The sequence below is a fragment of the Herbaspirillum huttiense genome (genome assembly GCF_004367745.1).
Taxonomy (GTDB): Bacteria; Pseudomonadota; Gammaproteobacteria; order Burkholderiales; family Burkholderiaceae_D; genus Herbaspirillum; species Herbaspirillum huttiense.
In genome coordinates this window covers 4,414,859-4,440,791 of sequence record NZ_CP037993.1, presented here as the reverse complement: position 1 = coordinate 4,440,791, position 25,933 = coordinate 4,414,859, and the positions used below count along the sequence as shown (strand labels likewise).

Here is a 25,933-nt window from a genome sequence, read left to right as displayed (position 1 = left end):
AAGTCTGGTGCGATGGCGTTGGTAACAAGTGTGCCTATCTTACCGCGCCTTGGCGGCGCAGGAGCGCCTGTGCAATTTCGTTCAATACAGCGGCCGCGAGCCTGCCTAGCATGCGCATTTTTAACAGGGGGCGCCGGGCAGGCGTCGACACACATGATGCTTTCTTCCGAATTCTTCCTGCTGGCGGGTGCGCATTTGCTGGCGCTGGCCAGTCCCGGTCCGGATTTCCTCTTGCTGCTGAGGGGCAGCCTGCGCCATGGGCGGGGCTATGGGCTGGCTGCAGCCCTGGGGATTGCGCTGGCCAACGGGCTTTACATCGCGCTGGCCATCGGCGGCTTCAGCCTCCTGCAGCGCGCACCACTGCTGCTGGCGGCCATGCAGTGGCTGGCGGCGCTCTACCTGGCCTGGTTGGGATGGGTCTTCTGGCGCGCCGGACGGCACCCGGCCGTCTTGCCTGCTGCCCCCGTTTCGGCCGCCAAGGTCGCGCCATGGGCCGCACTGGGGACAGGTTTTCTTTCGGCCGCACTCAATCCCAAGAATGGCGTGTTTTACTTTGGCCTGTTCACCGTTATCGTATCGGCGCAGACCGGCGCGTCGACCAAGCTCTTCTATGGCGTCTGGATGTTTGGGGCCGTGCTGGCCTGGGATGCCGGGCTGGTGTATTTCATCGCGCAGCAGCGTGTGATGCGGGCGCTCACGCGCGTGCTGCCGCTCATCGAGCGGGGCGCGGGCCTGCTGCTGATGCTCGCTGCCGCAGCACTGGTGGCCAGCCGCAGCTAGGCCCGGCGATATTGCAGCGGTGTGGCCGCCACCCGCGATTTGAAGGCGCGATGGAAGTGGCTCTGGTCGGCAAAGCCGGTATCAAGCGCGGCATGGACGGTGCTGGCGCCCTGCTGCAGCAGGGTGCGCGCCTGGCGGATCTTCATGTCCAGCTGCAGGGCATGCGGGGTCAGGCCGAAGCGGCGGCGGAACTGGCGGATCAACTGGTAGCGGCTGGTGCCGGCGAGTTCCGCCAGGGTCGCCAGCGAAACGCGGTCGCGGCAATGCGCCAGCAGGAAATCATGGGCACGTTGCAGGCCGTCGTCTTCGGGCGCATCGCTGGCCTGCGCGGGCGGGCAGGCATCGGCGCACGCGCGCATCACGTGCTGCAGACAACGTATTACCTCGCGCTCCAGGTCTGGATGGCCATGCTCCAGCGTATGCGTCATGCGGTCCAGCCATTGCAGTGCCTCCGGCGAGCGCACCACCTGTGACGGCATGCCCGCGAGCAACCCGCATGTGGCCGGGGTTTGCGCCAGCAGGGTGGCCAGCCAGCTGGAGTCCAGATGGAACATGCGATAGCTCCAGCGCTGCAGGTCGGCAGGATTGCAGCTGTGCACATCGCCTGCCCGCACGAGGATCACGTCGCCAGGGAAGATGGGCTCGCTGCGATCGGCCAGCGTAAAGATGCTGTGCCCGCCGTCGACGACGCCGATGGAAAAACTGTCGTGCGTATGCGGCGCATAGCAGGACAGGCTGCCGGTGGCGCGTCGGCCTTCGAAGAAGGGCAGGGCGGGAGGACGCCAGAAGTGCGGTGAAGGAGACATGGCGGCACTACGGAAGAGTCGTGACGCGCCATTTTAAGATAAAGTAGCTGCCTGCCTCGCGTGCGCCGAGGGCTTCCCTGTTTTCTTTCCCCGCTTTCTTCTCTGCCATGACCACCACCATCGTCCGTGCCGCCTGTCCCCATGATTGCCCTGATACCTGCGCCCTGCTGGTGACCGTCAAGGACGGCGTCGCCACGGAAGTGCGCGGCGATCCGGAGCACCCGCCGACGGCCGGCGTGCTCTGCACCAAGGTCTCGCGCTATGCCGAGCGCACCTATCACCAGGACCGCCTGCTGCATCCCATGCGCCGCGTGGGCAAGAAGGGCGAGGGCAAGTTCGAGCGCATCAGCTGGGACGAGGCCATCGCCACCATCGCACAGCGCCTGGGCCAGATCGCCTTGCGCGATCCGCAAGCCATCCTGCCCTACAGCTACGCCGGGACCATGGGGCAGGTGCAGGGCGAATCGATGGCCGGGCGTTTCTTCAATCGTCTCGGTGCCTCGCAGCTGGACCGCACCATCTGTGCCTCCGCAGGTGGCGCGGGCTATCGCTACACCATTGGTGCGCGCATCGGTACCGATCTGGAGCAGGTCGATCACGCCAAGCTCATCATCATCTGGGGCGGCAATCCGATTGCCTCCAACCTGCATTTCTGGACCCGCGTGCAAGCGGCCAAGCGCAACGGAGCGCGCCTGATCGCCATCGATCCGTATCGCTCGCTGACCGCCGAGAAGTGCCACCAGCACATCGCGCTCTTGCCCGGTACCGATGCAGCCCTGGCACTGGGCCTGATGCACGTGCTGATCGCGGAAGACTTGCTGGACCACGATTACATCGCACGCTACACGCTCGGCTTCGAGCAACTCAAGGAGCGCGTGGCCGAATGGACGCCGGCCCGCACCGCTGAAGTGTGCGGCATCAGTGCGGAGGAAGTGCAGAACCTGGCGCGCGAATATGCCCGAGTGACGCTGGCTGGTGAGGGTGCCTTCATCCGCGCCAACTACGGCCTGCAGCGCGTGCGCGGCGGCGGCATGGCCGCGCGCAACGTGGCTTGCCTGCCAGCGTTGGTCGGCGCTTGGCGTCATGCTTCCGGGGGCATCCAGCTGTCGGTATCGGACAGCTTCCCCAAGGACACGGCCGCCTTGAGCCGTCCCGACCTGGCCGCGCGTCACGGCAAGCCCAGCCGCATCATCAACATGAGTACCATCGGCGATGACCTGTTGAAGCCAGCCTCGCCCGACTTTGGTCCCCGGGTGGAAGCATTGATCGTCTACAACTCCAACCCGGTGGCGGTGGCCCCGGAGTCGGGCAAGGTAGCGCAGGGTTTTGCGCGCGAGGATCTGTTCACGGTGGTGCTGGAACATTTCCAGACCGATACCGCCGACTACGCCGATATCCTGCTGCCTGCGACGACCCAGCTGGAGCACATCGACGTACATGCGTCGTATGGCCACGTCTACATGATGGCCAACAATGCCGCCATTGCGCCGCTGGGCGAGGCCAAGCCCAATACCGAGATCTTCCGCCTGCTGGCGGCCGCGATGGGCTTTGAAGAAGACTGCTTCAAGGACAGCGACGATCAATTGGCCGCCGTGGCCTTCAAGCGCGATGATCCGCGCAGCGCCGGCTACGACTGGCAACAGCTGAAGGAGAAGGGCTGGCAGCGTCTTTCGGTGCCGGTCACGCCCTTTGCCGAAGGCGGGTTTGCCACGCCCTCGGGCAAGTGCGAGTTCTATTCCGAGCAGATGAAGAGTGCAGGTCTCGATCCCTTGCCGACCTATATCGCGCCCTATGAATCGGTGGCCAGCAATCCGCAGCTGGGCGCGAAATACCCGCTGGCGATGATCTCGCCGCCGGCGCGCAACTTCCTCAATTCTTCCTTCGTCAATGTGCAGAGCCTGCGTGATACGGAGGGCGAACCGCACCTCGACATGCATCCGCAGGACGCCGCGGCACGCGGCATTGCGCAGGGAGATACGGTGCGCATCTTCAATGATCGCGGCAGCATGCAGGCGCGCGTGCGCGTGACCGACAAGGCGCGCGTGGGGCTGGTGGTGGGCCTGTCGATCTGGTGGAAGAAATTTGCCGCCGATGGCAAGAACGCCAACGAAGTCACCAGCCAGCGCCTGACCGACATGGGCAATGCGCCGACCTTCTATGACGTGCTGGTGCAGGTGGAAAAACTGCAGCAGCCGGTCGTGGCCGCCTGAGGTTTTTTCATGCTGCGCCGTGGCTTGCGTCGCTCTGTGCGCTGGGGGCTGAGCTTGGTGGTGCTAGCGTCGCTGTGCGGGCTGTCGGCTTGTTCTACGGTCTCGTATTACGCCCAGGCCGCGCACGGGCAGTTCTCGCTGCTGGCGCAGGCAAAACCGCTGGAGGAGTGGCTCGATGACCCGGCCACCTCGCCCGCGCTCAAGGCCAAGCTGCAGACGGTGCGCGAGATCCGCCGCTATGCCGTCACCGAACTCGATCTGCCCGATAACGGCAGCTATCGCAGTTACGCACAACTGGACCGGCCCTTCGTGCTGTGGAATGTCGTGGCCGCACCCGAGTTGTCGTTGAAGCCCCGGCAGTGGTGTTTCCCCATTGCCGGCTGCGTGGATTATCGCGGCTACTATCACCTCAGTGATGCGCAGACCTATGCCGACACGCTCAAGGCCGAAGGTTATGACGTGCAGGTCGCCGGTGTACCGGCGTATTCCACCCTGGGCTGGTTCAATGATCCGGTGATCTCCACCTTCATCCAGTATCCCGATGGCGAACTGGCGCGACTGATCTTCCATGAGCTGGCGCACCAGACCGTGTATGCGCCCGGTGATACGTCCTTCAATGAAGGGTTTGCGGTAGCGGTGGAAGAGCTGGGTGTGGAACGCTGGCTGGCGGCGCGCCACGATCCGGCGATGGTCCAGGCCTACCAGCGTTTTGCCGCCCGCAAGCGTGAGTTCCTGGCCTTGCTGGACAAGTACCGCGACCGGTTGAAGGAGAACTACGACAGCGATGCCAGCGATGCCGACAAGCGCCAGCGCAAGGCGGCCATCTTCGATGCCCTGCGCGCTGAATATGCGCAGATCAAGGTCACCCGCTGGAATGGCTATGCCGGGTATGATCGCTGGTTCGCGATGCCGCTGTCCAATGCGCATCTCGCACTGGTGGGGGCGTATCACGACCTGGTCCCTGCCTTCCGTCAGTTGTTTGCCCGCAGCAGCGGCTTCCCCGATTTTTATGACAAGGTGCGCGCACTGGCACGCATGGACAAAGCCGCACGCCATGCTGCGCTGGGAGACGCGCCCTTGACCACGGGCAAGGCGGAGGCGGAAATGTTTCCCGCCTGCACCATGGAACGGCCCAAGAGCAACGACCCGGCGTATCATGCCGGATGAATTTCAATGCAATACCGGTTTGCCGAGCCGTGCAATACGCGCAGACTGACCGCCATATCGCAGCCGTTGCCAACCTTTTTGCAAAAAATCTCAAATTTGGGGCGCAAAAAGCTTGCCCCGCAGTCGAATGCTGGATAGCATCTGCGATAAATAAAAAAACACTCGTGCTTTTTTTGCTGTGCGCGCCAACGCGGTGGCCTTGCATCACCGTCCAGCCCCAGCGCACGTTATGACCGGAGACAGAGGACACACTATGGAAAGATTCTGGCTTGCATCGTATCCCGCAGGCGTTCCCGCTGACATCGACCCCAGCCGTTACGGTTCGCTGGTGCAGCTGATCGAAGAGGCTTTCGCCAAGCATGCCGATCGCAACGCTTACGTCTGCATGGGCAAGTATCTCCGCTATGGCGAGCTCGATGCCATGTCGCGCGCCATGGGGGCCTGGCTGCAAGGCCTGGGCCTGCAGAAGGGCGCGCGCGTGGCGATCATGATGCCCAACGTGCTGCAATACCCGATCGCCATCGCCGCCATCCTGCGAGCGGGTTACACGGTGGTCAACGTCAATCCGCTCTACACCGCCCGCGAGCTGGAACACCAGTTGAAGGATTCCGGCGCCGAAGCCATCTTCGTGCTGGAGAATTTTGCCTGCACGTTGCAGAAGGTGGTGGCGCATACCCAGGTCAAGCACATCGTGGTGGCCAGCATGGGCGAGCTGCTCGGCACCCTCAAGGGGGCCATCGTCAACCTGGTGGTACGGCACGTCAAGAAGATGGTGCCGTCCTGGTCGCTGCCCAATGCGATCTCCTTCAGCCGCGCGCTGTCGCAGGGTGAGGGCAAGACGTTGCAGAAGGTATCGCTGACGCCCGATGACGTCGCCTTCCTGCAATACACCGGCGGGACCACGGGTGTGGCCAAGGGGGCGGTGCTGACCCATCGCAACCTGATCGCCAACGTGCTGCAGGCCGAAGAATGGCTGACCCCGGCGCTGAAGTCAGGCAAGCCCATCGACCAACTGGTGTTCGTCTGCGCGCTGCCGCTCTATCACATCTTTGCGCTCACCGTCTGCAACCTGCTGGGCACGCGTGAAGGCGCGCTGAACCTGCTGATCCCGAACCCGCGCGACATTCCCGGTTTCGTCAAGGAGCTGGCCAAGTACAAGGTCAACACCTTCCCCGCGGTCAACACGCTCTACAACGCGCTGCTCAACAATGCCGATTTTGCCAAGCTGGATTTCTCCGGCTATCGCTGCTGCGTGGGTGGCGGCATGGCGGTACAGAAGAGTGTGGCGGACAAGTGGAAGAAGCTGACCGGCTGCCCCATCATCGAAGGTTATGGTTTGTCCGAAACTTCTCCGATTGCCAGCGCGAACCCCTGCACCATCGATGAATACACCGGCACCATCGGCCTGCCGCTGCCGTCCACCGAAATCGCCATCCTCGATGACGATGGCCATCCTGTGCCGCTGGGCCAGCCGGGCGAGATCGCCATTCGTGGTCCGCAGGTGATGCCGGGCTACTGGCAGCGTCCGGATGAGACCGCCAAGGTCATGACGCCGGACGGTTTCTTCAAGACCGGTGACATCGGTGTGATGGATGCGCAGGGCTACACCAAGATCGTGGACCGCAAGAAGGACATGATCCTGGTCTCGGGCTTCAACGTCTATCCAAATGAAATCGAAGGCGTGGTGGCGCAGCATCCGGCGGTGCTGGAGTGCGCCTGTGTGGGCGTGCCTGATGAACACACCGGCGAAGCGGTCAAGCTCTTCGTGGTGCGCAAGGACAAGTCGCTGACCAGTGAGCAGCTGATGGCTTATTGCAAGGAGCAGTTCACCGGCTACAAGAAGCCCAAGTACATCGAGTTCCGCGATGAGCTGCCCAAGACCAACGTCGGCAAGATCCTGCGCCGCGAGTTGCGGGATGATCCTGCGAAGGCACCGCAGAAACAGGCAGCATGAAACGAGCGCTGCCGTAATCTGATCTTCTTACGTTCGTCAGTCAGTTTCTGCATCAAGGCCTGAGTTCGGTATTGCACCGGACTCAGGCCTTTTCAGTTTGGGCTCACATGACATGGTGGTGGTGAGTCGTCATTTTCCTGGGCAGATCCGATTCTCGGGAGAGGCAGGCCGGCTCCTTGTCTGAAGAGGTATCGCACCTTGGGGCAAATATTCATGCAGTCGCCCGCCATCGTCATTCAGGAGTTGTGCATTTCCATTGGGAAATATTAAAATGCGCGCCGGTGTTACATCAGGGAGGGAAACTTGATGAACACAGGATTCCTGCATGAGCGAAACCCTCCGGGGTCTGGAGCAGCTGCTTTCAGACTATCAGCACGCCCGCATTCTGCGGCTCACTTTCCCGCACAACGACGCTTCCCTTTCTGAACTGCTCGTCAACAAGCTTGACGCCAGCGAAGGGCTGTCACGCAACTTTGCTCTCAATCGTTGGCGCCGGGCGGATAACGCCCGACCTGAATCCGGAAACCTGACCTGCCTCCCGTGCGACATGACGCGGGACAAGCGGCCATGACGACCAAAGGAGTCATCCTCGAGCAGGCTGAGAGGTCAGCAACACGCATACTGGGCGACGACTCCACCCAGGCGGAGGCCATCGATGGCGTGGAGATCCCATTCCAGCGTCATGCCGGAGTGCAAGAAGAAGACGGTATTCATGAATGGTCCGCTGAGCGGCACATCGTTCCCGCGAGCGTGACCCTGACCTCCTACGATTTCAAATCCCCCTGGCCAAAAACCGTCGAGGTCCCCACGCGCAACATTCAAGGCCGGGTCCTGCGCAAGGAAGCCTACGAATACACCGGTGCCTATGGATTCAAGGATCGCCAGGCCGGCGACCTTCTCGCCACGCAACGCATGGAAGAATTCGAACATGCGGGCAAATTCTTCGAGGCCGCAGGCAACAACCGCAACGTGGTACCGGGCCGCTGGTTCCGTCTCACCGGCCACTTCGAGGGCGGCAGCCAGGACGAGCGCGAATTTCTCATCATCGAAGCACACCACAGTGCCAGCAACAATTACCACGTCAAGAGCGACATCCGGCCTCACTACGAGAACCGTATCTCCTGTATCCGCAAGTTCATTCCCTGGCGTCCCGGCCGCGGCTTCAACAGCGTCGAACCAAAAATCTATGGACTGCAGACGGCCACCGTCGTCGGACCCAAGGGCGAAGAAATTCATACGGATGAGTACGGGCGGGTGAAGGTCCAATTTCATTGGGACCGCGACGGCGAGTTCGATGAAAGGAGTTCGGCATGGCTGCGCGTGGCCACTGCCTGGGCGGGGGCGAACTTCGGCGCGACCTTCATTCCCCGCATCGGTTGCGAGGTCATCGTGCAGTTCCTGGATGGCAATCCGGATCGCGCACTCATCACGGGCATGGTGCCCAATGCCGCCAACATGCCGGCCTGGGAGCTGCCGGCGAACAAGACCCAGAGCGGCATCCTGACACGCTCAACGCCCAAGGGCGGCTACGACAATGCCAATGCGCTGCGCTTCGAAGACAGCAAGGGCCAGGAGCAGTTATGGCTGCACGCCGAGCGCGACCAACTGACCGAGGTCGAGCACGACGAAGACAAATGGGTCGGCCATGATCGCCGCAAGACCATCGATCACGACGAGACCTCGCATATCGGACATGACCGCACCGAGACCGTCGACAACAACGAGACCATCACGGTCCACAACAACCGTACCGAGACGGTCGACAACAACGAAACCATCCGCATCGGCAGCAACCGCACCAAGACCATCGGCAAGAACCGCAGGGACCAGATCGGCAAGAACTGGTCGACCCATGTTGCGCGGATGAAGACCGAAACCATCGGCATGGCCTACCTGCAGAACGTCGGCATGGGCCGCATGGAAAACGTCGGCCTGGCCTACAACCTCAACGTGGGCACGGTGATGGCGACGGTGGTTGGCATCAACCAGATCTCCAAGGTCGGCAAGACCCTGTCGATCACGGCGGGTGAGGAGCTTTCCATTTCGGTGGGCAAGGCCAGTCTGCGCATGACGGCCGACGGCAAGATTTCCATCAACGGTGCCGAGATCGGCATCGAGGCCAGCGGGCCGATGCAGTTGTCCGGCAAAGACGTCGATATCAACTAACCGGGCACTGATCATGGAATTTCGCAACCTCACGCCTTACCCGGCGATGGCGTTCGACGCGCTCGACCAGCATGACCAGCGCTTTCACGTCGTCGTCATGCGACTCACCTTTGAGTTGCAGCCCGACGGCCAGCTCCTGTTCGGACCCGAGCAAACGCCGCTGGTCACCTCCGACGAGTATTACGGCGAACTGAACCGCTCCAGCGTCAGGCAGGAATCGGACCTGGCTCCGTACAAGCCGCATACCGACGTCATCGTCATTGCCGACGCGCACGCGCCGCAGGGACGCGCGGCCCGCCAGTTCGAGGTCGCCATCAAGATCAATGGCGCACCGGTCGCACCAGATCTGCCGCCGCAACCTGATGGCTTGAATCCCTTTCAGCCTGCTTCGCCAGAGCGCATGGCGCAGTGGCGGCAAGAGTGCGCGCGCTTGACGGAGCAGGCCAGGCAAGGCCCGCTCATTTTTTCCAAGACGCTGCTTGTCACGGGGCCACGCGAATGGCGCAAGCGTTCAGCCTTGCTCCGGGCGCTGACGCTGTTTGCGCTTCCCGCATGGAAGCTGGGCACACCGCAAGCCATCACGACGCTGCCACTGCGTTACGAATATGCCTACGGGGGCGAGAACAAGATTCTTGAAACCGAGCCGGCTGCCGCACGTGTGAACAAAAAGCATCGACTGCCAGGGCGCAAGCCGCTGCCTGAATCTGCGCCTGACGGCGATATGCAGAAAGCCATCGCCCATGCAGTGCATGAACACAATCCGATTGGTCTCGGGTTCGCAGAAGATTGGTATCTCCGTGCGACAAAAACGACCCGGATACCCGCACCACAAATTCAAGCGCTCGATCAGCCCCCGCTGCGCTTTGGTGAAGCGTGCATGCCAGCGGGTTTGGGCATTGTCGGGCGCGCCTGGCAGTCCCGCCTGCGCTTCGCCGGCACTTACGACCCCCAGTGGCTGGAAGGCCGGCATCCCGGCTTGCCTGCCGACTTTGATTTTGCGTACTGGAACGCTGCGCCTGCGGACCAGCAAGTCATTCCTCATCTGGATGGCGATGAAACCATCACGCTGTCCAACCTCTGCCCTGCGGGTGCCGCAACAGCACAGGACGCGGCGGGCAACGCGCTGCTGACCTTCGCGCTGCCGGGGCATTTGCCGTTTGTGCTGGTCCGCTTTGAAGACGGCCGCATAGGCGAACTGGCGGCCAAGCTCGATACGGTCATCGTCGATGTAGCCCCCACCCCCAACTCCCCCGACAAGAAACCCTCCGTCGTTTGCGTCTGGCGCGCGACGGTCGCCTGCTCGCCAGACGTCCGGGTACTTGAAGCACGGATGCTGTCACGCGCCGAGGCCGACGCCTTGCGTGAAGCTGCCCAAGACCCTGCGTCCCCGCCTTCGGCGAGCCTGCCGAACCAATCGCTGCCAACCAACGCTTGAGAGAAATCCATGCCCACAGCTGCCCGCAAGAACAGCATCTTCAAGGCCGTCAGCCTCGTCCCCGACGTCTGCAAGACACCGATGGGACCGAACATGGTGCCGGTGCCGTATCCCGTCATTGCCGACTTGAGCGATAGCGTACAGGTGGCCAAATCGGTCCGGTTCAATGGCGATCCGGTTTTTCTGTTCGGTGACAGCCTGGTCACGCGCGTGAGCGGAAACGAAGCCGGAACGGGCGGTGGCATGAGATCCGGTGTCAACAAGGGAAAGGTGCGCCCTGCAAAGAGCTCCGCCAGCGTGCGTGTGGAGAAGAAGTTCGTCGTGCGCCACGGCGACGAGTGCGACATGAATCTGGCGAGTTGAGCATGATGCGAAGGCTTCATTCTTATCTCGCCCTGATGGATGCAGCGCGTCTTTGCGAGGAGGCTTGCCACGTTGCTGACCGGATGCGGGGTGCGCTGCCATGACGACCAAGGGAGTCATCCTCGAACAGGCGGACAGGTCCGTCACGCGCATCGAGCCACACGGTGGCGGAGCCAATGCTGCCATCAAGGCAGAGACTGCGGCCGAGAAAACGTTTTGGCAGAAGTCCAGTCCCTGGGTGCATGGGGTGCTGGGGGTTGCCAGTTTCGTTCCGGGGTTGTCGGTCATCACCGGTGCGATCGATGCGGCGATCTATACGGCCGAAGGCGACTATGTTGAAGCGGGGATTGCTGCGGCGAGCATGATACCGGGTGGCAAAGTCGTCACTACCGTGGGCAAGGTTGCCAAGCGCGCGGTTGGCATGGCTAAGGGTGCAGGAACGGCATCTCGGATTGGCAAGGGCGCGCATGAGGCGGGAGAACTTGCCAAAGCGGCCAAGACGGCCAAGGAAGCAGAGGAAGCCGCAAGAGTTGCGCGAGAAGCTAAAGTCGCCAAGGAAGCTGCACCTGGCCCCCAACCACCCAAAAAGCCCAAGAAGGACGTCACCGTCAAGGCCCGGCAGTTTAAAGTGCCTTGTTTCCATCCGTATGATAAGAAACAATTCATGCGGATGAGCAAGGAGGAACAGAAGGCGTTTTTGAAAGAAATGGCGGAGCAGCTTAGACGTCAAGAGGAGGCCATCAACAGTCTGACTACTAGTGAATACGCGATGGCTAGGGATGCGTTTAAGAAAATGAATCGGAATCCGGCGGCTGGCGCGGCGCAAGAAAGCCATCGGGAGATGGTCCTTGATGACATATCGAAGGGTATGACCGAGAGCCTGCGTAATCGAGGTATGAGCCAGGCGGAAGCAGAAACGCAGGCCAGAGTTCAAGCAAAAGAAGTAATGAAAAAATTAGCCGCATTGCATGAGCCAGACATGGTCGCCGGAGGTTGGATGCAACACAAGACCACTAGCATCGGCCGCGCTGACGTGAATAAGTCAATTGGAGCAAGCTGGAATCAGGCTTACACGCCGCCTGAAAGTCGGAATTCAGGGCAGAAAGCTCTGACTAGGGTGCAGGAGATGGATCGTGAAGCCCAACATGCGATTGATAACGGCCGTGGAAATCAGAAAATGAATGTCAAATTGGAGCCTTGCCGCGGCAAGGGAATGAGATGAGAGACGAAGACTTTGAATATTTTATTAGCAACTTTGGCGAGGCTACCAAGAGCTCCCCGGTGCCCCCCGCAAGCCTTGAAAAATGGCGCGGCAAGCTGCCGGACCAGTTATTAAGATACTGGGAGCAAGAAGGATGGTGCGAATTTTCGAACGGCCTCTTTTGTACAGTTGACCCTGACGACTATGAAGATATCGTTGATGAATGGCTTGCCGACACAGGACTAGATGAAATTGACGCGTTCCACGTAATTGCAAGGACTGCATTTGGGACGCTCTATTTGTGTGGTGAGAATACCGGGTGCAGTGTCACGATTCGCTGCGCCCTTAATATGATCTCTGCTCTACAAAATGGATTGAAGGAAAAAAATAAGGAAGAATTAGATTTTTCGATCCGTTTCTTTTTTGCTTACAGTAAGCCCGCCCAGCTTGATATCAAAGACGAGAGTGGACAGCCGCTCTTCGAACGCGCTCGAGCCAAACTAGGCCCACTCGAAACGCACGAAATCTACGGATTCGAGCCGGCAATCGTGCTAGGAGGAAAAATTCTCCTCGAGAATCTGGCAAAAGTGAATGCCAATGTGCACCTGACGATTCTCCGTCAATTCGCTGATCCGGAATTGCCACTCTCGGGGATCGATATCGATAAGCTGCTCGACTCGTGACCATGCTGCCGTAAGCGAGCAACTCAAAATTCGGCGATTTAGAGATGCAGTCATTTCCGCTTTAGAACGGCTCAAGCTCGGGCAATGAGATGAGAGACGACGACTTCACATATTTTATTAGCAAGTTTGGTGAGGCCACCAAGTGCACCACGGTACCGACTGCAAGCTTTGAAAAATGGCGCAATAAGCTGCCCGATCAGTTATTGAAATACTGGGAGCAAGAAGGCTGGTGCGAATATGCGAATGGCCTCTTCTGCACAGTTAACCCTGATGACTATGAAGACCTCGTTGATGAGTGGCTTGCTGAAACAGGATTGGATGAGATTGACTCATTTCATGTGATTGCAAGGACTGCATTTGGCGATCTCTATGTGTGTGGTGAGAAGACGGGTCGTAGCGTCACGATTGCCTGCGCCCTCAATATGGTCTCTGCTCTACAGAATGAATTAAAGGCGAAAACTAAAGAAGACCTGGATTATTCAATCCGTTCACTTTTTGCGTTCAGTAAGCCGGCACGATTTGATATAAAAGACGAGGATGGACAGCCGCTCTTTGAACGCGCCAGGTCAAAACTCGGTCCGCTTGAACCACACGAAATATATGGTTTCGAGCCCGCCATCGTACTAGGAGGAAAAATCCTCCTGGAGAATCTGGCAAAAGTGAATGCCAATGTGCACCTAACGATTCTCCGTCAATTCGCCGACCCGGAACTGCCATTCTCAGGGGGCGATATTGAAAAATTATTCGACTCTTGAAACATGCTTCATCCAGGCGCAGGCATAGGTCGCCTGGTTTTTGAATCAATCAAGCTAAGGCATTGAGATGAGAGACGAGGACCACGGATTACTGAATTGGTGGGAAAACTATGACGAGCCGCTTTGACCTCAAGCCGCATATAGGTGCTGGACATCTTCGCTTTGGTATGACCCATGCAATGGTTGAAGAGTTAATCGGCGCTGCGTCGAGGAAAAAGAAAGGCTTCTTGGGAGAGACCATCGAGTACAGAAGAGAAAATGGACTACTTACCACTTACGCATTGAATACTAACGAGCTCGTTGAAGTGGGATTCAGCCGGAACATAATCGAATTGGAGTATGAAGGCATCAAGCTATTCACTGATCCACCACTGGATGTATTCAGCAGCCTGGTCAATATCGACGGCAGTCCCTACGACAGTGTTGGATTTATCGTGTTACTCAATCTCGGTATGACGCTGACGGGATTTCATGATGATGATATTTACCAGCGGGCAGTCACCGTGTTCGCACGAGGCCGCTGGGATGGCCAGCTTAGTGACTTGAAGCCTTTTGATTTAGCCAATTTTTAAATCCATGACATCTCAATACGTCCAGCGATCAGAATTCCTAAACCGTTCAACGCGGTCAGATTTCATAATCGAAACGGCAACCCTGGAAAAAAATTTCATGGCCCCCCTGAAGATAGAAGAAGTCATTCCCTATGTTGGAGTTGATCACGTCCGGTTCGGAATGACACCTGCTGAGGTCGCTCAGGTCTGGGGGGAGCCCCCTAGCCGTGCAGTGAATTTCTTAAAGCAGTATGTGGAGTACAGAGGCAGTGTATCGACAACGTACTCATCCGAAAACCAGCTCATTGAGATTGGCCTCTCGCGACATTGTACTGATGCCAGATTAGGAAATATCCAGATATTCTCGCCGCCAAAAAGAAGTCGCCTCGTCGAGTTATTGAATCTCGACAAAGACGCTTATGAAGACGTGGGAATAATTGTCTTCAAGAACCTCGGTATTTCGGTGAAGGGATTCGAGCATTCTGACGACGACGACCTGGCAATCTCAGCTTTTTCTCGCGGCCATTGGGATGAAGATTTTGAGGCAATGAGAGCGTATCAGCTTTGAATTTTTGACCGTCATGCAAGAACATATCATTACGTCTTACATAGGCGTCGGACCACTTAAGTTCGGAATGACTAAGGGTGAGGTTCATAAAATTTTAGGCGAGCCGCTATCCGTAGAGAAAAGTCTCTTCTCCGAAGAAACAAAAGAGTTTTGGAGCGAGAACGGTCTACAGCTAACTTTTTCGGAAACAGGCGAGAGGTTGTTGGAGATTAGTCTGTCTCCCAATCTTTCAGATGTCCAACTGAATGGACTCAAATTGTTCGAGGTCCCAGGTCCGTATGCTTTTAAGGTTCTGCATGATTGGGACAACGCACCTCTTTCAATTGCTGGTGCGAGTATCTTTCTCAAACTCGGATTGGCCGCCGGCGGATTCCTGTACGACGATGACAATGACAAATCGGTGACAGCGTTTGCAAATGGGCGATGGGATTGGCTGGCAAACAATCGAAGCCATTGATTGCCTGCGGTCTTGCTGGTGTTTTCCAAAAAAGAATGAATAGGAGATATTCAGAGAAAGACGCTGTCCGTGACCCCCTCCGGCAGCGGCTTTCCCCCTGTATGAAGCTTCAATCAGGTACCGGCGTCACAACCGGCTTGCCAGAAAAATGCGCCTGCAAATTGGTGAACGCAAGTTCCGCCATGGCCGTCCTGGTGACCAGCGTGCCGCTGGCCATGTGCGGCGTCAGCACCACGTTCTCCAGCGCGGCCAGCTCGGCCGGAATGTTCGGCTCATTCTCGAACACGTCCAGCCCCGCACCGGCAATCGTCCCAGCCTGCAGCGCCGCGATGAGCGCCTTTTCATCCACCACCGAACCGCGCGCCACATTGATGAGGAAGCCCTTGGGGCCCAGTGCCTCCAGCACCTCGGCATTGACCAGCGCCCGCGTCCCGGCACCACCCGGCGTGATCATCACCAGGAAATCGACCTCGCGCGCCAGCGAGACGATGTCTTCCGCATAGGTGTAGGGCACGTCCTTGCGCGAACGGTTGTGATACGCAATCTGCATGTCGAACGCCGCCGCCCGCTGCGCGATGGCTTGCCCGATGCGGCCCAGGCCGACGATGCCCAGACGCGCGCCGCTGACCTTGGTGGTGAAGGGGAAGGGCCCCTTCTTCCATTCGCCGCTGCGGGCAAAGCGGTCGGCCCGCACCACGTTGCGCGCCACGGCCAGCATCAGGGCAATGGCCATGTCGGCTACATCCTCGGTGAGCACGTCAGGCGTGTGGGTCACATGGATGCCGCGCTCGCGGGCAGCCGGTACATCCACCCCGTCATAGCCGACCCCGAACACCGAGACAATCTCCAGCGCCGGAAAGCGCGCCATGAACTCGCGCCCGACCTTGGCTTCGCCATTGGCGGCAATGCCGCGCACCTGCGGCGCGATGGCAGCGAGCGCTTCATCGGTGAGCGGATCGAGGATGAGGTTGTGGCAGGTGAAGTTCTGCTGCAGCAAGTCCAGCAGGTGCTGCGGCAGACGCGCGACGATGAGGACGACAGGGCGGTTGGGGGATGTCATGGGCAGTATGAAGAGGAAGACAGTGAGGGAGGCATAACGATACGTCTGCGCTGCACCCCGCGGGCTGAAAAATTTTCAAGCCCGCAGGAGGGGAAGGGCGGCGCTCAGATCGCCGGGCTGGCCCCCGCTTCGCGCACCGGATCCAGCGGCGGCAACGGGCGCGGCTTGCGGTTTTCATCCGTGGCCACGTAGGTGAGGGTGGCTTCGGTCACTTTGACGATTTCGGTCTGCAGGCGATTGCGCTCGGCATAGACTTCGACGTTGACGGTGATGGAGGTATTGCCGACCTTGACGATATCGGCATAGAAGGACAGCAGGTCCCCCACGAACACCGGATTCTTGAACAGGAAGGAATTGACTGCAATGGTCGCCACTCGCCCGTTGGCGCGGCGGGTGGCCGGCAGCGAGCCGGCGATGTCGACCTGGGCCATGATCCAGCCACCGAAGACGTCGCCATAGACATTGGCATCCGACGGCATGGGCATGACGCGCAGCTGCGGTGCCTTGCCCGGCGGAAGTTGGGAAACGGTGGATGACATGGAAGGCTCCTTTGCAGGTGATGTCCGGCGGCGCGCCGGGATGGCTCTTATAATTCGGTTTTGCGGCTGTGCGCCCGCAGGCGCGGCAACGGCCTAGTGTATCGGATGTTGCCCTCCTGCTGTGTTGCCGTGCCCGACCCCTTTCAACCCGACCCGCCCATGCGCCGCTACCCCAATTCCGCCTCCTCATCGCAAGCCCCCATCAAACGCCAGCGTGGCGACTGGGAAGTCGTCCGCACGCTGCTGCCGTACCTGTGGACCTACAAGTGGCGCGTGATGCTGGCGCTGGCCTTCCTGGTCGGGGCCAAGCTGGCCAACGTGGGCGTGCCGCTGGTGTTGAAGAGACTGGTCGATGCCATGACCATCACGCCCGCGCATCCGCAAGCCCTGCTGGTTTTGCCCCTCGGCCTGCTGGTGGCCTACGGCGCGCTGCGGCTGGCCACGGCGCTCTTCACCGAATTGCGCGAACTGATGTTTGCCCGCGTCACGCAGCGCGCCGTGCGCACCATCGCGCTGCAGGTCTTCCGCCACCTGCATGCGCTGTCGCTGCGCTTCCACCTGAACCGCCAGACCGGAGGCATGACGCGCGATATCGAACGCGGCACGCGCGGGGTCTCCACGCTGGTGTCCTATACGCTGTTCTCGATCCTGCCGACCATCATCGAGATCGTGCTGGTGCTGGCCTACCTGAGCACGCATTACGACATCTGGTTCTCGCTCATCACGGCCGGTGCGCTGGTGCTTTACATCCTCTTCACCATCACCGTGACGGAGTGGCGCACGCATTTCCGCCGCACCATGAACGAGCTGGATTCGCATGCCAATACGCGCGCCATCGACTCGCTGCTCAACTACGAGACGGTGAAGTATTTCGGCAACGAGGAATTCGAAGCGCGCCGCTATGACGAAGGCCTGCAGCGCTATGAACGCGCGGCCGTCAAATCGCAGAGTTCGCTGTCGCTGCTCAACACCGGGCAGTCGGCCATCATCGCCATCGCCGTCACGCTCATCCTGTGGCGCGCCATCGCCGGCGTCATCGATGGCAGCATGACGCTGGGCGACATGGTGCTGGTCAATGCCTTCATGATTCAGCTCTACATTCCGCTCAACTTTTTGGGCGTGCTCTATCGCGAGATCAAGCAGAGCCTGGCTGACATGGAACGACTGTTCTCGCTGCTGGAAGAAAACCGCGAAGTGGCCGACCGGCCCGGTGCCCAGCCCTTGAAGACGCAGGGCGCGGAGCTGCATTTCGAGCACGTCGACTTCAGCTACGAGCGCAATCGCCAGATTCTCTTCGATGTGGATTTCAAGGTGCAGGCCGGTACCACCACGGCCGTGGTGGGCCACAGCGGCTCGGGCAAGTCGACCCTCTCGCGCCTGCTGTATCGCTTCTACGATGTCGACCAGGGGGCCATCCGCATCGATGGTCAGGACCTGCGCAACGTCACGCAAGCTTCGCTGCGCCAGGCCATCGGCATCGTGCCGCAGGACACGGTGCTCTTCAACGACACCATCGAATACAACATCGCCTACGGCAAGCCGGGGGCCACGCGCGAGCAGATCGTGGCGGCGGCCAAGGCGGCCTACATCCATGACTTCATCGAATCGCTCCCCGATGGCTACGCCAGCATGGTCGGCGAGCGCGGACTGAAATTGTCCGGCGGCGAAAAGCAGCGTGTGGCGATCGCCCGCACGCTGCTCAAGGATCCGGCCATCCTCATCTTCGACGAAGCCACCTCGGCCCTCGATTCACGCGCCGAGCAGGCCATCCAGCAGCAGCTCGAAGAGATCGCGCGCGAGCGCACCACGCTGGTCATTGCGCATCGCCTCTCCACCATCGTCAATGCGCAGCAGATCCTGGTGATGGACCATGGCCGCATCGTCGAACGCGGCACCCACGCCGGGCTGCTGATGGCCGATGGCCTGTATGCGCAGATGTGGCTGCGCCAGCAGGCCGGCGCGGAAGAGGAGGGCGGTTCGGTGGTGCCGCAGCCGGAGGACGTGGCACCGGGGGCCGAGCCCGGTGCCGAACCGACGGTGCTGATGCCGGCCGAGCGTCGCTGAGGCCCTCGCCCGCGCGCGCAGCTTGCGCCGGCGCGGGCACAGCGGCACAATTCGCGCATTCGACCTAGAACGGGAAGTGGGCGGGCAATGGAAAGCAAATGGCTTGAGGATTTCGTCTCCCTGGCGGAAACGCGCAGTTTCAGTCGCTCGGCGGAGCTGCGGCATGTGACGCAACCGGCCTTCTCGCGGCGCATCCAGTCGCTGGAAGCCTGGCTGGGCACCGACCTGATCGACCGCACCTCCTATCCCACGCGCCTGACGGCCGCCGGTGAAGTCTTCTACGAACAGGCCGTGGCCATGCTGGGCCAGATCAACAACACGCGCGCGCTGCTGCGCGGCAAGCGGCCCACGGCACAGACCACCATCGACTTCGCCGTCCCCCATACACTCTCGCTGACCTACATGCCCAAGTGGCTCAGCGCCCTGGAGTCGGGCTTCGGCTCCATCAACACGCGCCTGATTGCCCTGAACGTCCACGATGCCGTGATGACCATCGTCGAAGGCGGCTGCGACCTGCTGCTGTGCTATCACCATCCGCGCCAGCCGGTGCAGCTCGATGCCAGCCGCTACGACATGCTGACCATGGGTACCGAAACCCTGCGCCCGTATTCGCGCTGCGACCGCAACGGCAAGCCCGATTACGTCTTCCCCGGCAGCGCCAAGGCTCCCGTGCCTTTCCTCTCCTACACCAGCAATGCCTATCTGGGCCGCATGGTGGAGCTGATGATGGCCGATACCAAGCGCCCGCTGCACCTGATGAAGCACTACGAGACCGACATGTCCGAAAGCCTCAAGATGATGGCGCTGGAGGGCCATGGGGTGGCCTTCCTGCCGGAATCGTCGGTGCTGCGCGAAGTGCGCAACCGCCAGCTGGCACGCACCGACGGGCCCACCGGGGAGTGGGAAGTGGAGATGGAAATCCGCCTCTATCGCGAGCGCCCGACCGCCCAGCGTACCGGCAAGGCGCTGGTGGCGCGGCTGTGGGAATACCTGGTGGAGCTGGATGCGCAGCGGCAAGAAAAGGCCGAGCGCAGCGAACGGGGGGAGCGTCCCAAGGGGGCTGGCGGAAAAAGTCCGCGCACGGCTGAAAAACGCGATTCCTGATCAAAAATTAACAGGTGAAAATGACGCAATCCCTTGTCCATCAAGGGATTTCAAAGGTTATGCAAGCGCTGCATAATTGCATGCTCACAAAGCATTAGCCTTGTGTTGAGCGGCTGGCTACGATGGCGGCGCTGAATCGGACAGGCACGAATTTCCAGCAGGCGCACACCGCGCCCGGCTGGCAGGCGCGCCTCCGTCGCCGCCTTCTTGCGCGCCCTGCGGTGCGGCTTGCAGGCCGCTGCCGACGGAGTAACATGCCTGGCGGACTTTCGGAATTTGCAGGCCTTTTGTCCTTGAACAGCACGGCTATCCAAAGGAGCGATTGCATCATGTCGAACGTACCTAATCACGAAGTGCCTTCCTATCTCGTCCCGCACGGCATCGGTCCGTGGGGCGTCTATCTCGAACAGATCGACCGCGTCACGCCCCACCTGGGCTCGCTGGCCCGCTGGGTGGAAACCCTGAAGCGTCCCAAGCGCATCCTGGTGGTCGACGTGCCCATCGAGCGCGACGACGGCACCATTGCCCACTTCGAGGGCTATCGCGTGCAGCACAACACCTCGCGCGGTCCCGGCAAGGGCGGTGTGCGTTTCCACCAGGATGTGACGCTGTCCGAAGTGATGGCCCTGTCGGCCTGGATGACCATCAAGAATGCCGCCGTGAACGTGCCCTATGGCGGTGCCAAGGGCGGTATCCGTGTTGATCCCAAGACGCTCTCCCGTGGCGAACTGCAGCGCATGACGCGCCGCTACACCAGCGAGATCGGCATCATCATCGGCCCCAACAAGGACATCCCGGCTCCGGACGTGAACACCGATTCGCAGATCATGGCCTGGATGATGGATACCTACTCCATGAATCAGGGCAGCACCTCCTCGGGCGTGGTCACCGGCAAGCCCATCTCCCTGGGCGGCAGCCTGGGCCGCCATGAAGCCACCGGTCGTGGCGTCTTCGTGGTCGGTTGCGAAGCCGCTGCCAAGCGCGGCATGGACATCAAGGATGCCAAGGTCGCGGTGCAAGGTTTCGGCAATGTCGGCGGCATCGCTGCGCGCCTGTTCGCTGAAGCCGGTTCCAAGGTGGTGGCGGTGCAGGATCACGTGACCACCGTCTTCAATGCCGGTGGCCTGGACGTGCCGGCACTGCAGGCTTATGTGGCCAAGAATGGCAGCGTCAAGGGCTTCGAAGGTGCGGATGAAATCACCGACCGCGCCCAATTCTGGTCGGTCGACTGCGACATTCTGGTGCCTGCCGCACTGGAACAGCAGATCACCGAAGCCAACGCCAATCACATCAAGGCCAAGATCATCCTGGAAGGCGCCAACGGCCCGACCACCCCGGCCGCCGATGACATCCTGCGCGACAAGGGCGTGCTGATCGTGCCGGACGTGATCGCCAACGCCGGCGGCGTGACGGTGAGCTACTTCGAATGGGTGCAGGACTTCTCCAGCTTCTTCTGGACCGAAGACGAAATCAACCTGCGCCTGACCCGCATCATGCGCGAAGCCTTCGCCGCCGTCTGGCAGCTGGCCGAAGAGAAGAACGTGTCGCTGCGTACCGCGGCCTTCATCGTGGCGTGTACCCGCGTACTGCAGGCGCGTGAAATGCGCGGCCTGTATCCGTGATGCAGTGATGCTGTAAAACGATCGGTCCGGCGAGCACCGGACCACCACGGCCCAAGACGGCGGCGCACTGCGCCACAGACCGTCGGCCGCATGATTCCAGAGCACTCTGGTTCGGAGGAGACGTGGTTGCTGTGCGCATGCGCACCGCAGGCCAACCAGCCTTGCGGCGCAAGATCTTCAGTGACGGACCCGGCATCAACATGCCGGGCGCTGCCGCATGTGCGCTTGATTCGGCACATCCGGCAGCCTGCCATGCCGATGTCGTGCACGTTATCGGACGGTGTGGTTTTGACCTGTCTCTTCACGTTTTCCGCACTCGCATTCGCCGCACTGGCGCTGGCTTCCATTCTTCCCTGCACGTTCCTGCATATCGCCCCGCAAGCGGCGTCCCCACTGGCTCTGCGCTGGTGCCTCCGGCTTCTGCCCATTCCCCGATGACCACTGTCATGATGCTGCCTGCCGCAGCACGCCTATGCGCTCGCGTGCTGCGTGCGGATGGCGTTTCTGGCATGGATATTGCTGACCGGAATGGGGTTGCTGCCGTGCTGCCGACGTGCTCGCCAGGGCTTCCTGCGAGCTGCGAAACTCTCCTCATTGCGTCGGATCGTGGTGCCGCCGCCATGAGGGTTTCTGCGGATTGCCAGACCGGGCGGCATATGTCGTACAATGCGCCCGCCGACAGTTGCGCTCGGGTAATTTGCCAGCTTGCGCTTCACCGAGGGGGTGGTCATCGCCAGAGATTGCCAGTGGTGGAGCAAACAAAGCTGGCAAAGAACTGTGTTAGCACACAGAATAGGCGACACGGCAGAGAACAATAACAGGCTCGTCAATACGGCCGGCCAGCCCGGTAGGGGCAGCGCGCAAGCGGATTCGCTACCAGGCCATTTGAACCGTTACGTAAAAAATTTTTCCAGGAGGTCACACAATGAAGTTATTGAAGCTAGCAGGGGTTTTGGTTGGGGCAAGCGTACTGATGAGCTCGGTGCATGCTGAGGAATTCACCGGCCGTCTGAAGAAGATCAAGGACTCGGGCACCCTGACGCTGGGCGTGCGCGATTCGTCGATTCCCTTCTCCTATCTGGACGACAAGCAGTCCTACCAAGGCTACTCGATCGACCTGTGCCTGAAGGCCGCGACCGCGATCCAGAAGAAGCTGGGCCTGACCTCGCTGAACATCAAGATGGTGCCGGTGACCTCGGCCACCCGCATCCCGCTGATCGCCAACGGTACCACCGACATCTCCTGCGACTCCGCGACCAACAATCAGGAACGCTGGAACCAGGTGGCCTTCTCGGTGACCGAGTTCGTGACCGCCAACAAGTTCCTGTCCAAGAAGTCGGCCAACCTGAAGACGCTGGATGACCTGAAGGGCAAGACCGTGGTCTCGACCTCCGGTACGTCCAACCTGAAGCAGATCACCGCACTGAACGCCGAACGCAACCTGGGCATGAACATCCTGGCTGCCAAGGACCACGCCGAAGCCTTCCTGATGGTGGAAACCGGCCGTGCCGCCGCCTTCGTGATGGACGACATCCTGCTGTCCTCGCTGGCCGCCAACTCCAAGGCCCCGGCTGACTACCAGGTTTCCTCGGAAGCCCTGTCGGTCGAGCCGTACGGCCTGATCCTGCCGAAGGGCGACAACGACTTCAAGAAGGTCGTCGACGAAGCCCTGACCGTGGTCTACAAGGGTGACGACATCAAGAAGATCTACGCGAAGTGGTTCCAGTCGCCGATCCCGCCCAAGGGTGTCAACCTGAACGTGCCGATGAGCCCGCAGCTGCAAGCCGTTCTGGCCAAGCCGACCGACTCCTACGATCCGGCTGCCTACGCTGTCGTGCCGGAAGCGCAGAAGAACATGGGCAAGAAGAAGTAAAAAGCGCATTGCTTCGTGCAATCGAACAAAACGGGGGCCTGTCCCCCGTTTTGTTTAGCCGGAACTGTCCCGCTTGCCTTGCGGCAATGCCGGGGCGGCCAAGGCGCTGAACCAACAAGAAGCGGCGCGGCATTTGCCTGGTGACCGCGCCCGAGAACACAGACTTCGAACCACAGACGAGGCCATTTATGCATTACAACTGGAATTGGGGAATCTTCTGGGAGATGTCTCCCGATGGCATCCCCTACATTGACACGCTGCTGGCGGGCCTGAAATGGACCCTGGCCACAGCCGCCTGCGCCTGGATCATGGCACTGGTCCTGGGCACCATCTTCGGTACCCTGCGTACCACCACCAAACCTTGGGTGGTGCGCATTGCCAACGGCTACGTGGAACTGTTCCGCAACATTCCGCTGCTGGTCCAGATGTTCCTGTGGTACTTCGTGGTGCCGGAACTGCTGCCCAGCGCCATCGGTGACTGGATCAAGAGCCTGCCGGATGCGTCCTTCGTGACCGCGACCCTGGCCCTGGGTTTCTTCACCTCTTCCCGTGTGGCCGTGCAGGTGACCACCGGCATCCAGGCGCTGCCGCGCGGCCAGCGCATGGCGGGTGCCGCCCTGGGCCTGACCCCGGTGCAGACCTATCGCTACGTGCTGCTGCCGATGGCCTTCCGCATCATCATCCCGGCACTGACCAACGAGTTCGCCGCCATCATCAAGAACAGCTCGGTAGCACTGACCATCGGCCTGGTGGAACTGACTGCCGCAACCTACTCGATGCGCGAATTCACTTTCCAGACCTTCGAGGCGCTCAGCGGTGCCACGATCATCTATCTGATCATTTCCGTGATCGCGCTGTTGATGGCGCGCCTGCTGGAAAAGGTCACCGCCGTTCCGGGCTACATCACCGGCGGCAGCACCAGCGCAGGAGGGCATTGATCCATGTTCAGCAATTTCGATTTCGACGTCATCCAGCGCTCGTGGGTCTACCTGTTCACGACCGGCCTGAAGTTCACACTCATTCTGACCTTCTCGGCCATGCTGGGCGGGATCATCCTGGGCACGCTGCTGGCCATGATGCGCCTGTCGTCCAACAAGCCGCTGTCGTTCATCGCGACCACCTACGTCAACCTGATCCGCTCCATTCCGCTGGTGCTGGTGATCTTCTGGTTCTACTTCCTGGTGCCCTTCATCGGTGCCTGGATCATTGGTGCCTCCGAACCCATCCAGGTCGGTGCGTTCCAGTCGGCCCTGATCACCTTCATCCTGTTTGAAGCCGCGTATTATTGCGAGATCATGCGTTCGGGCATCCAGTCCATTCCGCGCGGGCAAGTGTTCGCCGGCTATGCGATCGGCATGAACTACTGGCAGATGATGGGCAACGTGGTGCTGCCGCAGGCCTTCCGCAACATGACCCCGATCCTCCTGACTCAGACCATCGTGCTGTTCCAGGACGTCTCGCTGGTCTACGTGCTGGGCTCGGTGCCGGACTTCGTGACCAGCGCTTCCAAGATCGCGCAGCGTGATGGCCGCCTGGTGGAAATGTATCTCTTCGTGGCCGTGGTGTATTTCGTGCTGAGCTTTGGCCTGTCGCAACTGGTCAAGCGCTTCCAGAAGAAGATCGCCATCATCCGCTAAATGTTTTTGACGGCCGCCGCCCGCGCTTTGTCGCGCCAGGCCGGCGGCCAGTGAATCCAGAATTCAGAAATCCAGGAGAATCAAATGATCGAACTCAACAATGTCAGCAAGTGGTACGGCAGCTTCCAGGTCCTGACCGACTGCTCGACCTCCGTCAAGAAGGGCGACGTGGTGGTGGTGTGCGGCCCGTCCGGTTCCGGCAAGTCCACGCTGATCAAGACCGTCAACGGCCTGGAGCCGTTCCAGAAAGGCACCATCACCGTCGATGGCGTCTCCGTCGGCGACCCCAAGACCAACCTGTCCAAGCTGCGCGCGCGCATCGGCATGGTGTTCCAGAACTTCGAACTGTTCCCGCACCTCTCCATCCGCGAGAACCTGACCATCGGCCAGATCAAGGTGCTGGGCCGCTCCAAGGAAGAGGCCACTGAAAAGGGCTTGAAGTACTTGGACCGCGTGGGCCTGCTGGCACACAAGGACAAGTTCCCCGGCCAGCTCTCCGGCGGCCAGCAGCAACGTGTGGCGATTGCCCGCGCGCTGTCGATGGACCCGATCGCCATGCTGTTCGATGAACCGACCTCGGCGCTGGATCCGGAAATGATCAATGAAGTGCTCGATGTCATGGTCGGCCTGGCCCAGGAAGGCATGACCATGATGGTCGTGACCCACGAAATGGGCTTCGCCCGCAAGGTCGCCAACCGTGTGGTGTTCATGGACAAGGGCCTGGTCGTGGAAGATTGCGCCAAGGATGAGTTCTTCGCCTCGCCGCGTTCGGAACGCGCACGCGACTTCCTGGCCAAGATCATCACCCACTGATCGCGCGCATTCGCATCGCGGCAAGGGCTGCCCCGGCAACGGGGCGGCCCTTGTCGTTTGTGCCAGGTCAAAAGCGGGTCAGGGCTTGCTTTCCGGGGTGCTTGACGGCTACGGTAGAATGTCGC

General features: G+C 60.4%; 24 protein-coding genes. 21 read left to right on the top strand and 3 right to left on the bottom strand.

Annotated elements, in window-relative coordinates; translation table 11 throughout:
• The first annotated feature begins 156 nt into the window (after positions 1–156).
• The gene (locus E2K99_RS19820; RefSeq protein WP_134224180.1) at positions 157–780 is read left to right on the top strand and encodes a LysE family translocator; all 624 of its coding nucleotides are present in this window, start codon (positions 157–159) and stop codon (positions 778–780) included.
• Here E2K99_RS19820 and E2K99_RS19815 read toward each other — a convergent pair.
• Positions 777–1,586 carry an AraC family transcriptional regulator gene (locus tag E2K99_RS19815; protein WP_134223307.1) on the bottom strand — a complete coding sequence of 270 codons (810 nt, stop codon included), beginning with the start codon at positions 1,584–1,586 and terminating at the stop codon, positions 777–779. The genes E2K99_RS19820 and E2K99_RS19815 overlap by 4 nt on opposite strands.
• Before the next feature lie 107 nt (positions 1,587–1,693).
• Here E2K99_RS19815 and E2K99_RS19810 point away from each other — a divergent pair, with 107 nt between their 5' ends.
• The 13 genes from E2K99_RS19810 to E2K99_RS19750 all read left to right on the top strand — a co-directional run bounded on the left by E2K99_RS19810 (position 1,694) and on the right by E2K99_RS19750 (position 15,096).
• Positions 1,694–3,796 (top strand): molybdopterin-containing oxidoreductase family protein, encoded by a 2,103-nt coding sequence (locus tag E2K99_RS19810; protein ID WP_134223306.1) that lies wholly within the window; start codon positions 1,694–1,696, stop codon positions 3,794–3,796.
• Between the two features lie 9 nt (positions 3,797–3,805).
• On the top strand, positions 3,806–4,963 hold the full coding sequence (locus tag E2K99_RS19805) for an aminopeptidase (RefSeq protein WP_134223305.1): 1,158 nt from the start codon (positions 3,806–3,808) through the stop codon (positions 4,961–4,963).
• Positions 4,964–5,216: 253 nt separating this feature from the next.
• On the top strand, positions 5,217–6,917 hold the full coding sequence (locus tag E2K99_RS19800; RefSeq protein WP_134223304.1) for a long-chain fatty acid--CoA ligase: 1,701 nt from the start codon (positions 5,217–5,219) through the stop codon (positions 6,915–6,917).
• Positions 6,918–7,242: 325 nt separating this feature from the next.
• Complete coding sequence (locus tag E2K99_RS19795; protein WP_134223303.1) at positions 7,243–7,488, top strand: hypothetical protein; 246 nt, start codon at positions 7,243–7,245, stop codon at positions 7,486–7,488.
• Complete coding sequence (locus E2K99_RS19790) at positions 7,485–9,083, top strand: type VI secretion system Vgr family protein (protein WP_134223302.1); 1,599 nt, start codon at positions 7,485–7,487, stop codon at positions 9,081–9,083. The genes E2K99_RS19795 and E2K99_RS19790 overlap by 4 nt, the downstream gene beginning before the upstream one ends.
• 13 nt (positions 9,084–9,096) lie before the next feature.
• Positions 9,097–10,518 carry a DUF2169 family type VI secretion system accessory protein gene (locus tag E2K99_RS19785; protein ID WP_134223301.1) on the top strand — a complete coding sequence of 474 codons (1,422 nt, stop codon included), beginning with the start codon at positions 9,097–9,099 and terminating at the stop codon, positions 10,516–10,518.
• A gap of 9 nt (positions 10,519–10,527) precedes the next feature.
• Positions 10,528–10,881, top strand: a complete 354-nt coding sequence (locus E2K99_RS19780) for a DUF4150 domain-containing protein (protein WP_134223300.1) — start codon at positions 10,528–10,530, stop codon at positions 10,879–10,881.
• A 100-nt stretch (positions 10,882–10,981) separates the two neighbouring features.
• A complete protein-coding gene (locus E2K99_RS19775) occupies positions 10,982–12,103 on the top strand; it encodes a polymorphic toxin type 15 domain-containing protein (protein WP_134223299.1) in 1,122 nt (373 codons plus the stop codon).
• Entirely contained in the window at positions 12,100–12,765 is a 666-nt protein-coding gene (locus tag E2K99_RS19770) for a GAD-like domain-containing protein (RefSeq protein ID WP_134223298.1), read from the top strand. Before E2K99_RS19775 ends, E2K99_RS19770 begins: the two co-directional genes overlap by 4 nt.
• 89 nt (positions 12,766–12,854) lie before the next feature.
• A complete protein-coding gene (locus tag E2K99_RS19765) occupies positions 12,855–13,520 on the top strand; it encodes a GAD-like domain-containing protein (RefSeq protein ID WP_134223297.1) in 666 nt (221 codons plus the stop codon).
• A gap of 110 nt (positions 13,521–13,630) precedes the next feature.
• Positions 13,631–14,092, top strand: a complete 462-nt coding sequence (locus E2K99_RS19760; RefSeq protein ID WP_134223296.1) for a hypothetical protein — start codon at positions 13,631–13,633, stop codon at positions 14,090–14,092.
• Between the two features lie 97 nt (positions 14,093–14,189).
• The gene (locus tag E2K99_RS19755) at positions 14,190–14,639 is read left to right on the top strand and encodes a hypothetical protein (RefSeq protein WP_134223295.1); all 450 of its coding nucleotides are present in this window, start codon (positions 14,190–14,192) and stop codon (positions 14,637–14,639) included.
• A gap of 13 nt (positions 14,640–14,652) precedes the next feature.
• On the top strand, positions 14,653–15,096 hold the full coding sequence (locus tag E2K99_RS19750; protein WP_134223294.1) for a hypothetical protein: 444 nt from the start codon (positions 14,653–14,655) through the stop codon (positions 15,094–15,096).
• A gap of 109 nt (positions 15,097–15,205) precedes the next feature.
• Here E2K99_RS19750 and E2K99_RS19745 read toward each other — a convergent pair whose 3' ends face one another.
• Both E2K99_RS19745 and E2K99_RS19740 read right to left on the bottom strand, forming a co-directional pair.
• On the bottom strand, positions 15,206–16,156 hold the full coding sequence (locus E2K99_RS19745; RefSeq protein ID WP_134223293.1) for a 2-hydroxyacid dehydrogenase: 951 nt from the start codon (positions 16,154–16,156) through the stop codon (positions 15,206–15,208).
• 104 nt (positions 16,157–16,260) lie between these two features.
• A complete protein-coding gene (locus E2K99_RS19740) occupies positions 16,261–16,695 on the bottom strand; it encodes an acyl-CoA thioesterase (protein ID WP_008331921.1) in 435 nt (144 codons plus the stop codon).
• 159 nt (positions 16,696–16,854) lie between these two features.
• Between E2K99_RS19740 and E2K99_RS19735 the strand changes: the two genes are divergently transcribed.
• From E2K99_RS19735 to E2K99_RS19705, 7 genes are all read left to right on the top strand, one after another.
• Positions 16,855–18,759: an ABCB family ABC transporter ATP-binding protein/permease gene (locus E2K99_RS19735; protein WP_134223292.1), complete on the top strand. Its 1,905-nt coding sequence runs from the start codon at positions 16,855–16,857 to the stop codon at positions 18,757–18,759.
• Between the two features lie 87 nt (positions 18,760–18,846).
• Positions 18,847–19,863 (top strand): LysR family transcriptional regulator, encoded by a 1,017-nt coding sequence (locus E2K99_RS19730; RefSeq protein WP_134223291.1) that lies wholly within the window; start codon positions 18,847–18,849, stop codon positions 19,861–19,863.
• Between the two features lie 329 nt (positions 19,864–20,192).
• The gene (locus tag E2K99_RS19725) at positions 20,193–21,485 is read left to right on the top strand and encodes a Glu/Leu/Phe/Val family dehydrogenase (protein WP_134223290.1); all 1,293 of its coding nucleotides are present in this window, start codon (positions 20,193–20,195) and stop codon (positions 21,483–21,485) included.
• Between the two features lie 925 nt (positions 21,486–22,410).
• On the top strand, positions 22,411–23,358 hold the full coding sequence (locus E2K99_RS19720; protein WP_134223289.1) for an amino acid ABC transporter substrate-binding protein: 948 nt from the start codon (positions 22,411–22,413) through the stop codon (positions 23,356–23,358).
• 188 nt (positions 23,359–23,546) lie between these two features.
• On the top strand, positions 23,547–24,296 hold the full coding sequence (locus E2K99_RS19715; protein WP_134223288.1) for an amino acid ABC transporter permease: 750 nt from the start codon (positions 23,547–23,549) through the stop codon (positions 24,294–24,296).
• Between the two features lie 3 nt (positions 24,297–24,299).
• A complete protein-coding gene (locus E2K99_RS19710) occupies positions 24,300–24,995 on the top strand; it encodes an amino acid ABC transporter permease (protein WP_039786895.1) in 696 nt (231 codons plus the stop codon).
• An 84-nt stretch (positions 24,996–25,079) separates the two neighbouring features.
• Complete coding sequence (locus E2K99_RS19705) at positions 25,080–25,808, top strand: amino acid ABC transporter ATP-binding protein (RefSeq protein ID WP_008331909.1); 729 nt, start codon at positions 25,080–25,082, stop codon at positions 25,806–25,808.
• The last annotated feature ends 125 nt before the right edge of the window (positions 25,809–25,933 follow it).

Bases quoted from the DNA above. Each gene is read 5' to 3' on its own strand.
- E2K99_RS19820 (WP_134224180.1), top strand. From the start codon at position 157: ATGCTTTCTTCCGAATTCTTCCTGCTGGCGGGTGCGCATTTGCTGGCG.
- E2K99_RS19815 (WP_134223307.1), bottom strand. From the start codon at position 1,586: ATGTCTCCTTCACCGCACTTCTGGCGTCCTCCCGCCCTGCCCTTCTTC.
- E2K99_RS19810 (WP_134223306.1), top strand. From the start codon at position 1,694: ATGACCACCACCATCGTCCGTGCCGCCTGTCCCCATGATTGCCCTGAT.
- E2K99_RS19805 (WP_134223305.1), top strand. From the start codon at position 3,806: ATGCTGCGCCGTGGCTTGCGTCGCTCTGTGCGCTGGGGGCTGAGCTTG.
- E2K99_RS19800 (WP_134223304.1), top strand. From the start codon at position 5,217: ATGGAAAGATTCTGGCTTGCATCGTATCCCGCAGGCGTTCCCGCTGAC.
- E2K99_RS19795 (WP_134223303.1), top strand. From the start codon at position 7,243: ATGAGCGAAACCCTCCGGGGTCTGGAGCAGCTGCTTTCAGACTATCAG.
- E2K99_RS19790 (WP_134223302.1), top strand. From the start codon at position 7,485: ATGACGACCAAAGGAGTCATCCTCGAGCAGGCTGAGAGGTCAGCAACA.
- E2K99_RS19785 (WP_134223301.1), top strand. From the start codon at position 9,097: ATGGAATTTCGCAACCTCACGCCTTACCCGGCGATGGCGTTCGACGCG.
- E2K99_RS19780 (WP_134223300.1), top strand. From the start codon at position 10,528: ATGCCCACAGCTGCCCGCAAGAACAGCATCTTCAAGGCCGTCAGCCTC.
- E2K99_RS19775 (WP_134223299.1), top strand. From the start codon at position 10,982: ATGACGACCAAGGGAGTCATCCTCGAACAGGCGGACAGGTCCGTCACG.
- E2K99_RS19770 (WP_134223298.1), top strand. From the start codon at position 12,100: ATGAGAGACGAAGACTTTGAATATTTTATTAGCAACTTTGGCGAGGCT.
- E2K99_RS19765 (WP_134223297.1), top strand. From the start codon at position 12,855: ATGAGAGACGACGACTTCACATATTTTATTAGCAAGTTTGGTGAGGCC.
- E2K99_RS19760 (WP_134223296.1), top strand. From the start codon at position 13,631: ATGACGAGCCGCTTTGACCTCAAGCCGCATATAGGTGCTGGACATCTT.
- E2K99_RS19755 (WP_134223295.1), top strand. From the start codon at position 14,190: ATGGCCCCCCTGAAGATAGAAGAAGTCATTCCCTATGTTGGAGTTGAT.
- E2K99_RS19750 (WP_134223294.1), top strand. From the start codon at position 14,653: ATGCAAGAACATATCATTACGTCTTACATAGGCGTCGGACCACTTAAG.
- E2K99_RS19745 (WP_134223293.1), bottom strand. From the start codon at position 16,156: ATGACATCCCCCAACCGCCCTGTCGTCCTCATCGTCGCGCGTCTGCCG.
- E2K99_RS19740 (WP_008331921.1), bottom strand. From the start codon at position 16,695: ATGTCATCCACCGTTTCCCAACTTCCGCCGGGCAAGGCACCGCAGCTG.
- E2K99_RS19735 (WP_134223292.1), top strand. From the start codon at position 16,855: ATGCGCCGCTACCCCAATTCCGCCTCCTCATCGCAAGCCCCCATCAAA.
- E2K99_RS19730 (WP_134223291.1), top strand. From the start codon at position 18,847: ATGGAAAGCAAATGGCTTGAGGATTTCGTCTCCCTGGCGGAAACGCGC.
- E2K99_RS19725 (WP_134223290.1), top strand. From the start codon at position 20,193: ATGTCGAACGTACCTAATCACGAAGTGCCTTCCTATCTCGTCCCGCAC.
- E2K99_RS19720 (WP_134223289.1), top strand. From the start codon at position 22,411: ATGAAGTTATTGAAGCTAGCAGGGGTTTTGGTTGGGGCAAGCGTACTG.
- E2K99_RS19715 (WP_134223288.1), top strand. From the start codon at position 23,547: ATGCATTACAACTGGAATTGGGGAATCTTCTGGGAGATGTCTCCCGAT.
- E2K99_RS19710 (WP_039786895.1), top strand. From the start codon at position 24,300: ATGTTCAGCAATTTCGATTTCGACGTCATCCAGCGCTCGTGGGTCTAC.
- E2K99_RS19705 (WP_008331909.1), top strand. From the start codon at position 25,080: ATGATCGAACTCAACAATGTCAGCAAGTGGTACGGCAGCTTCCAGGTC.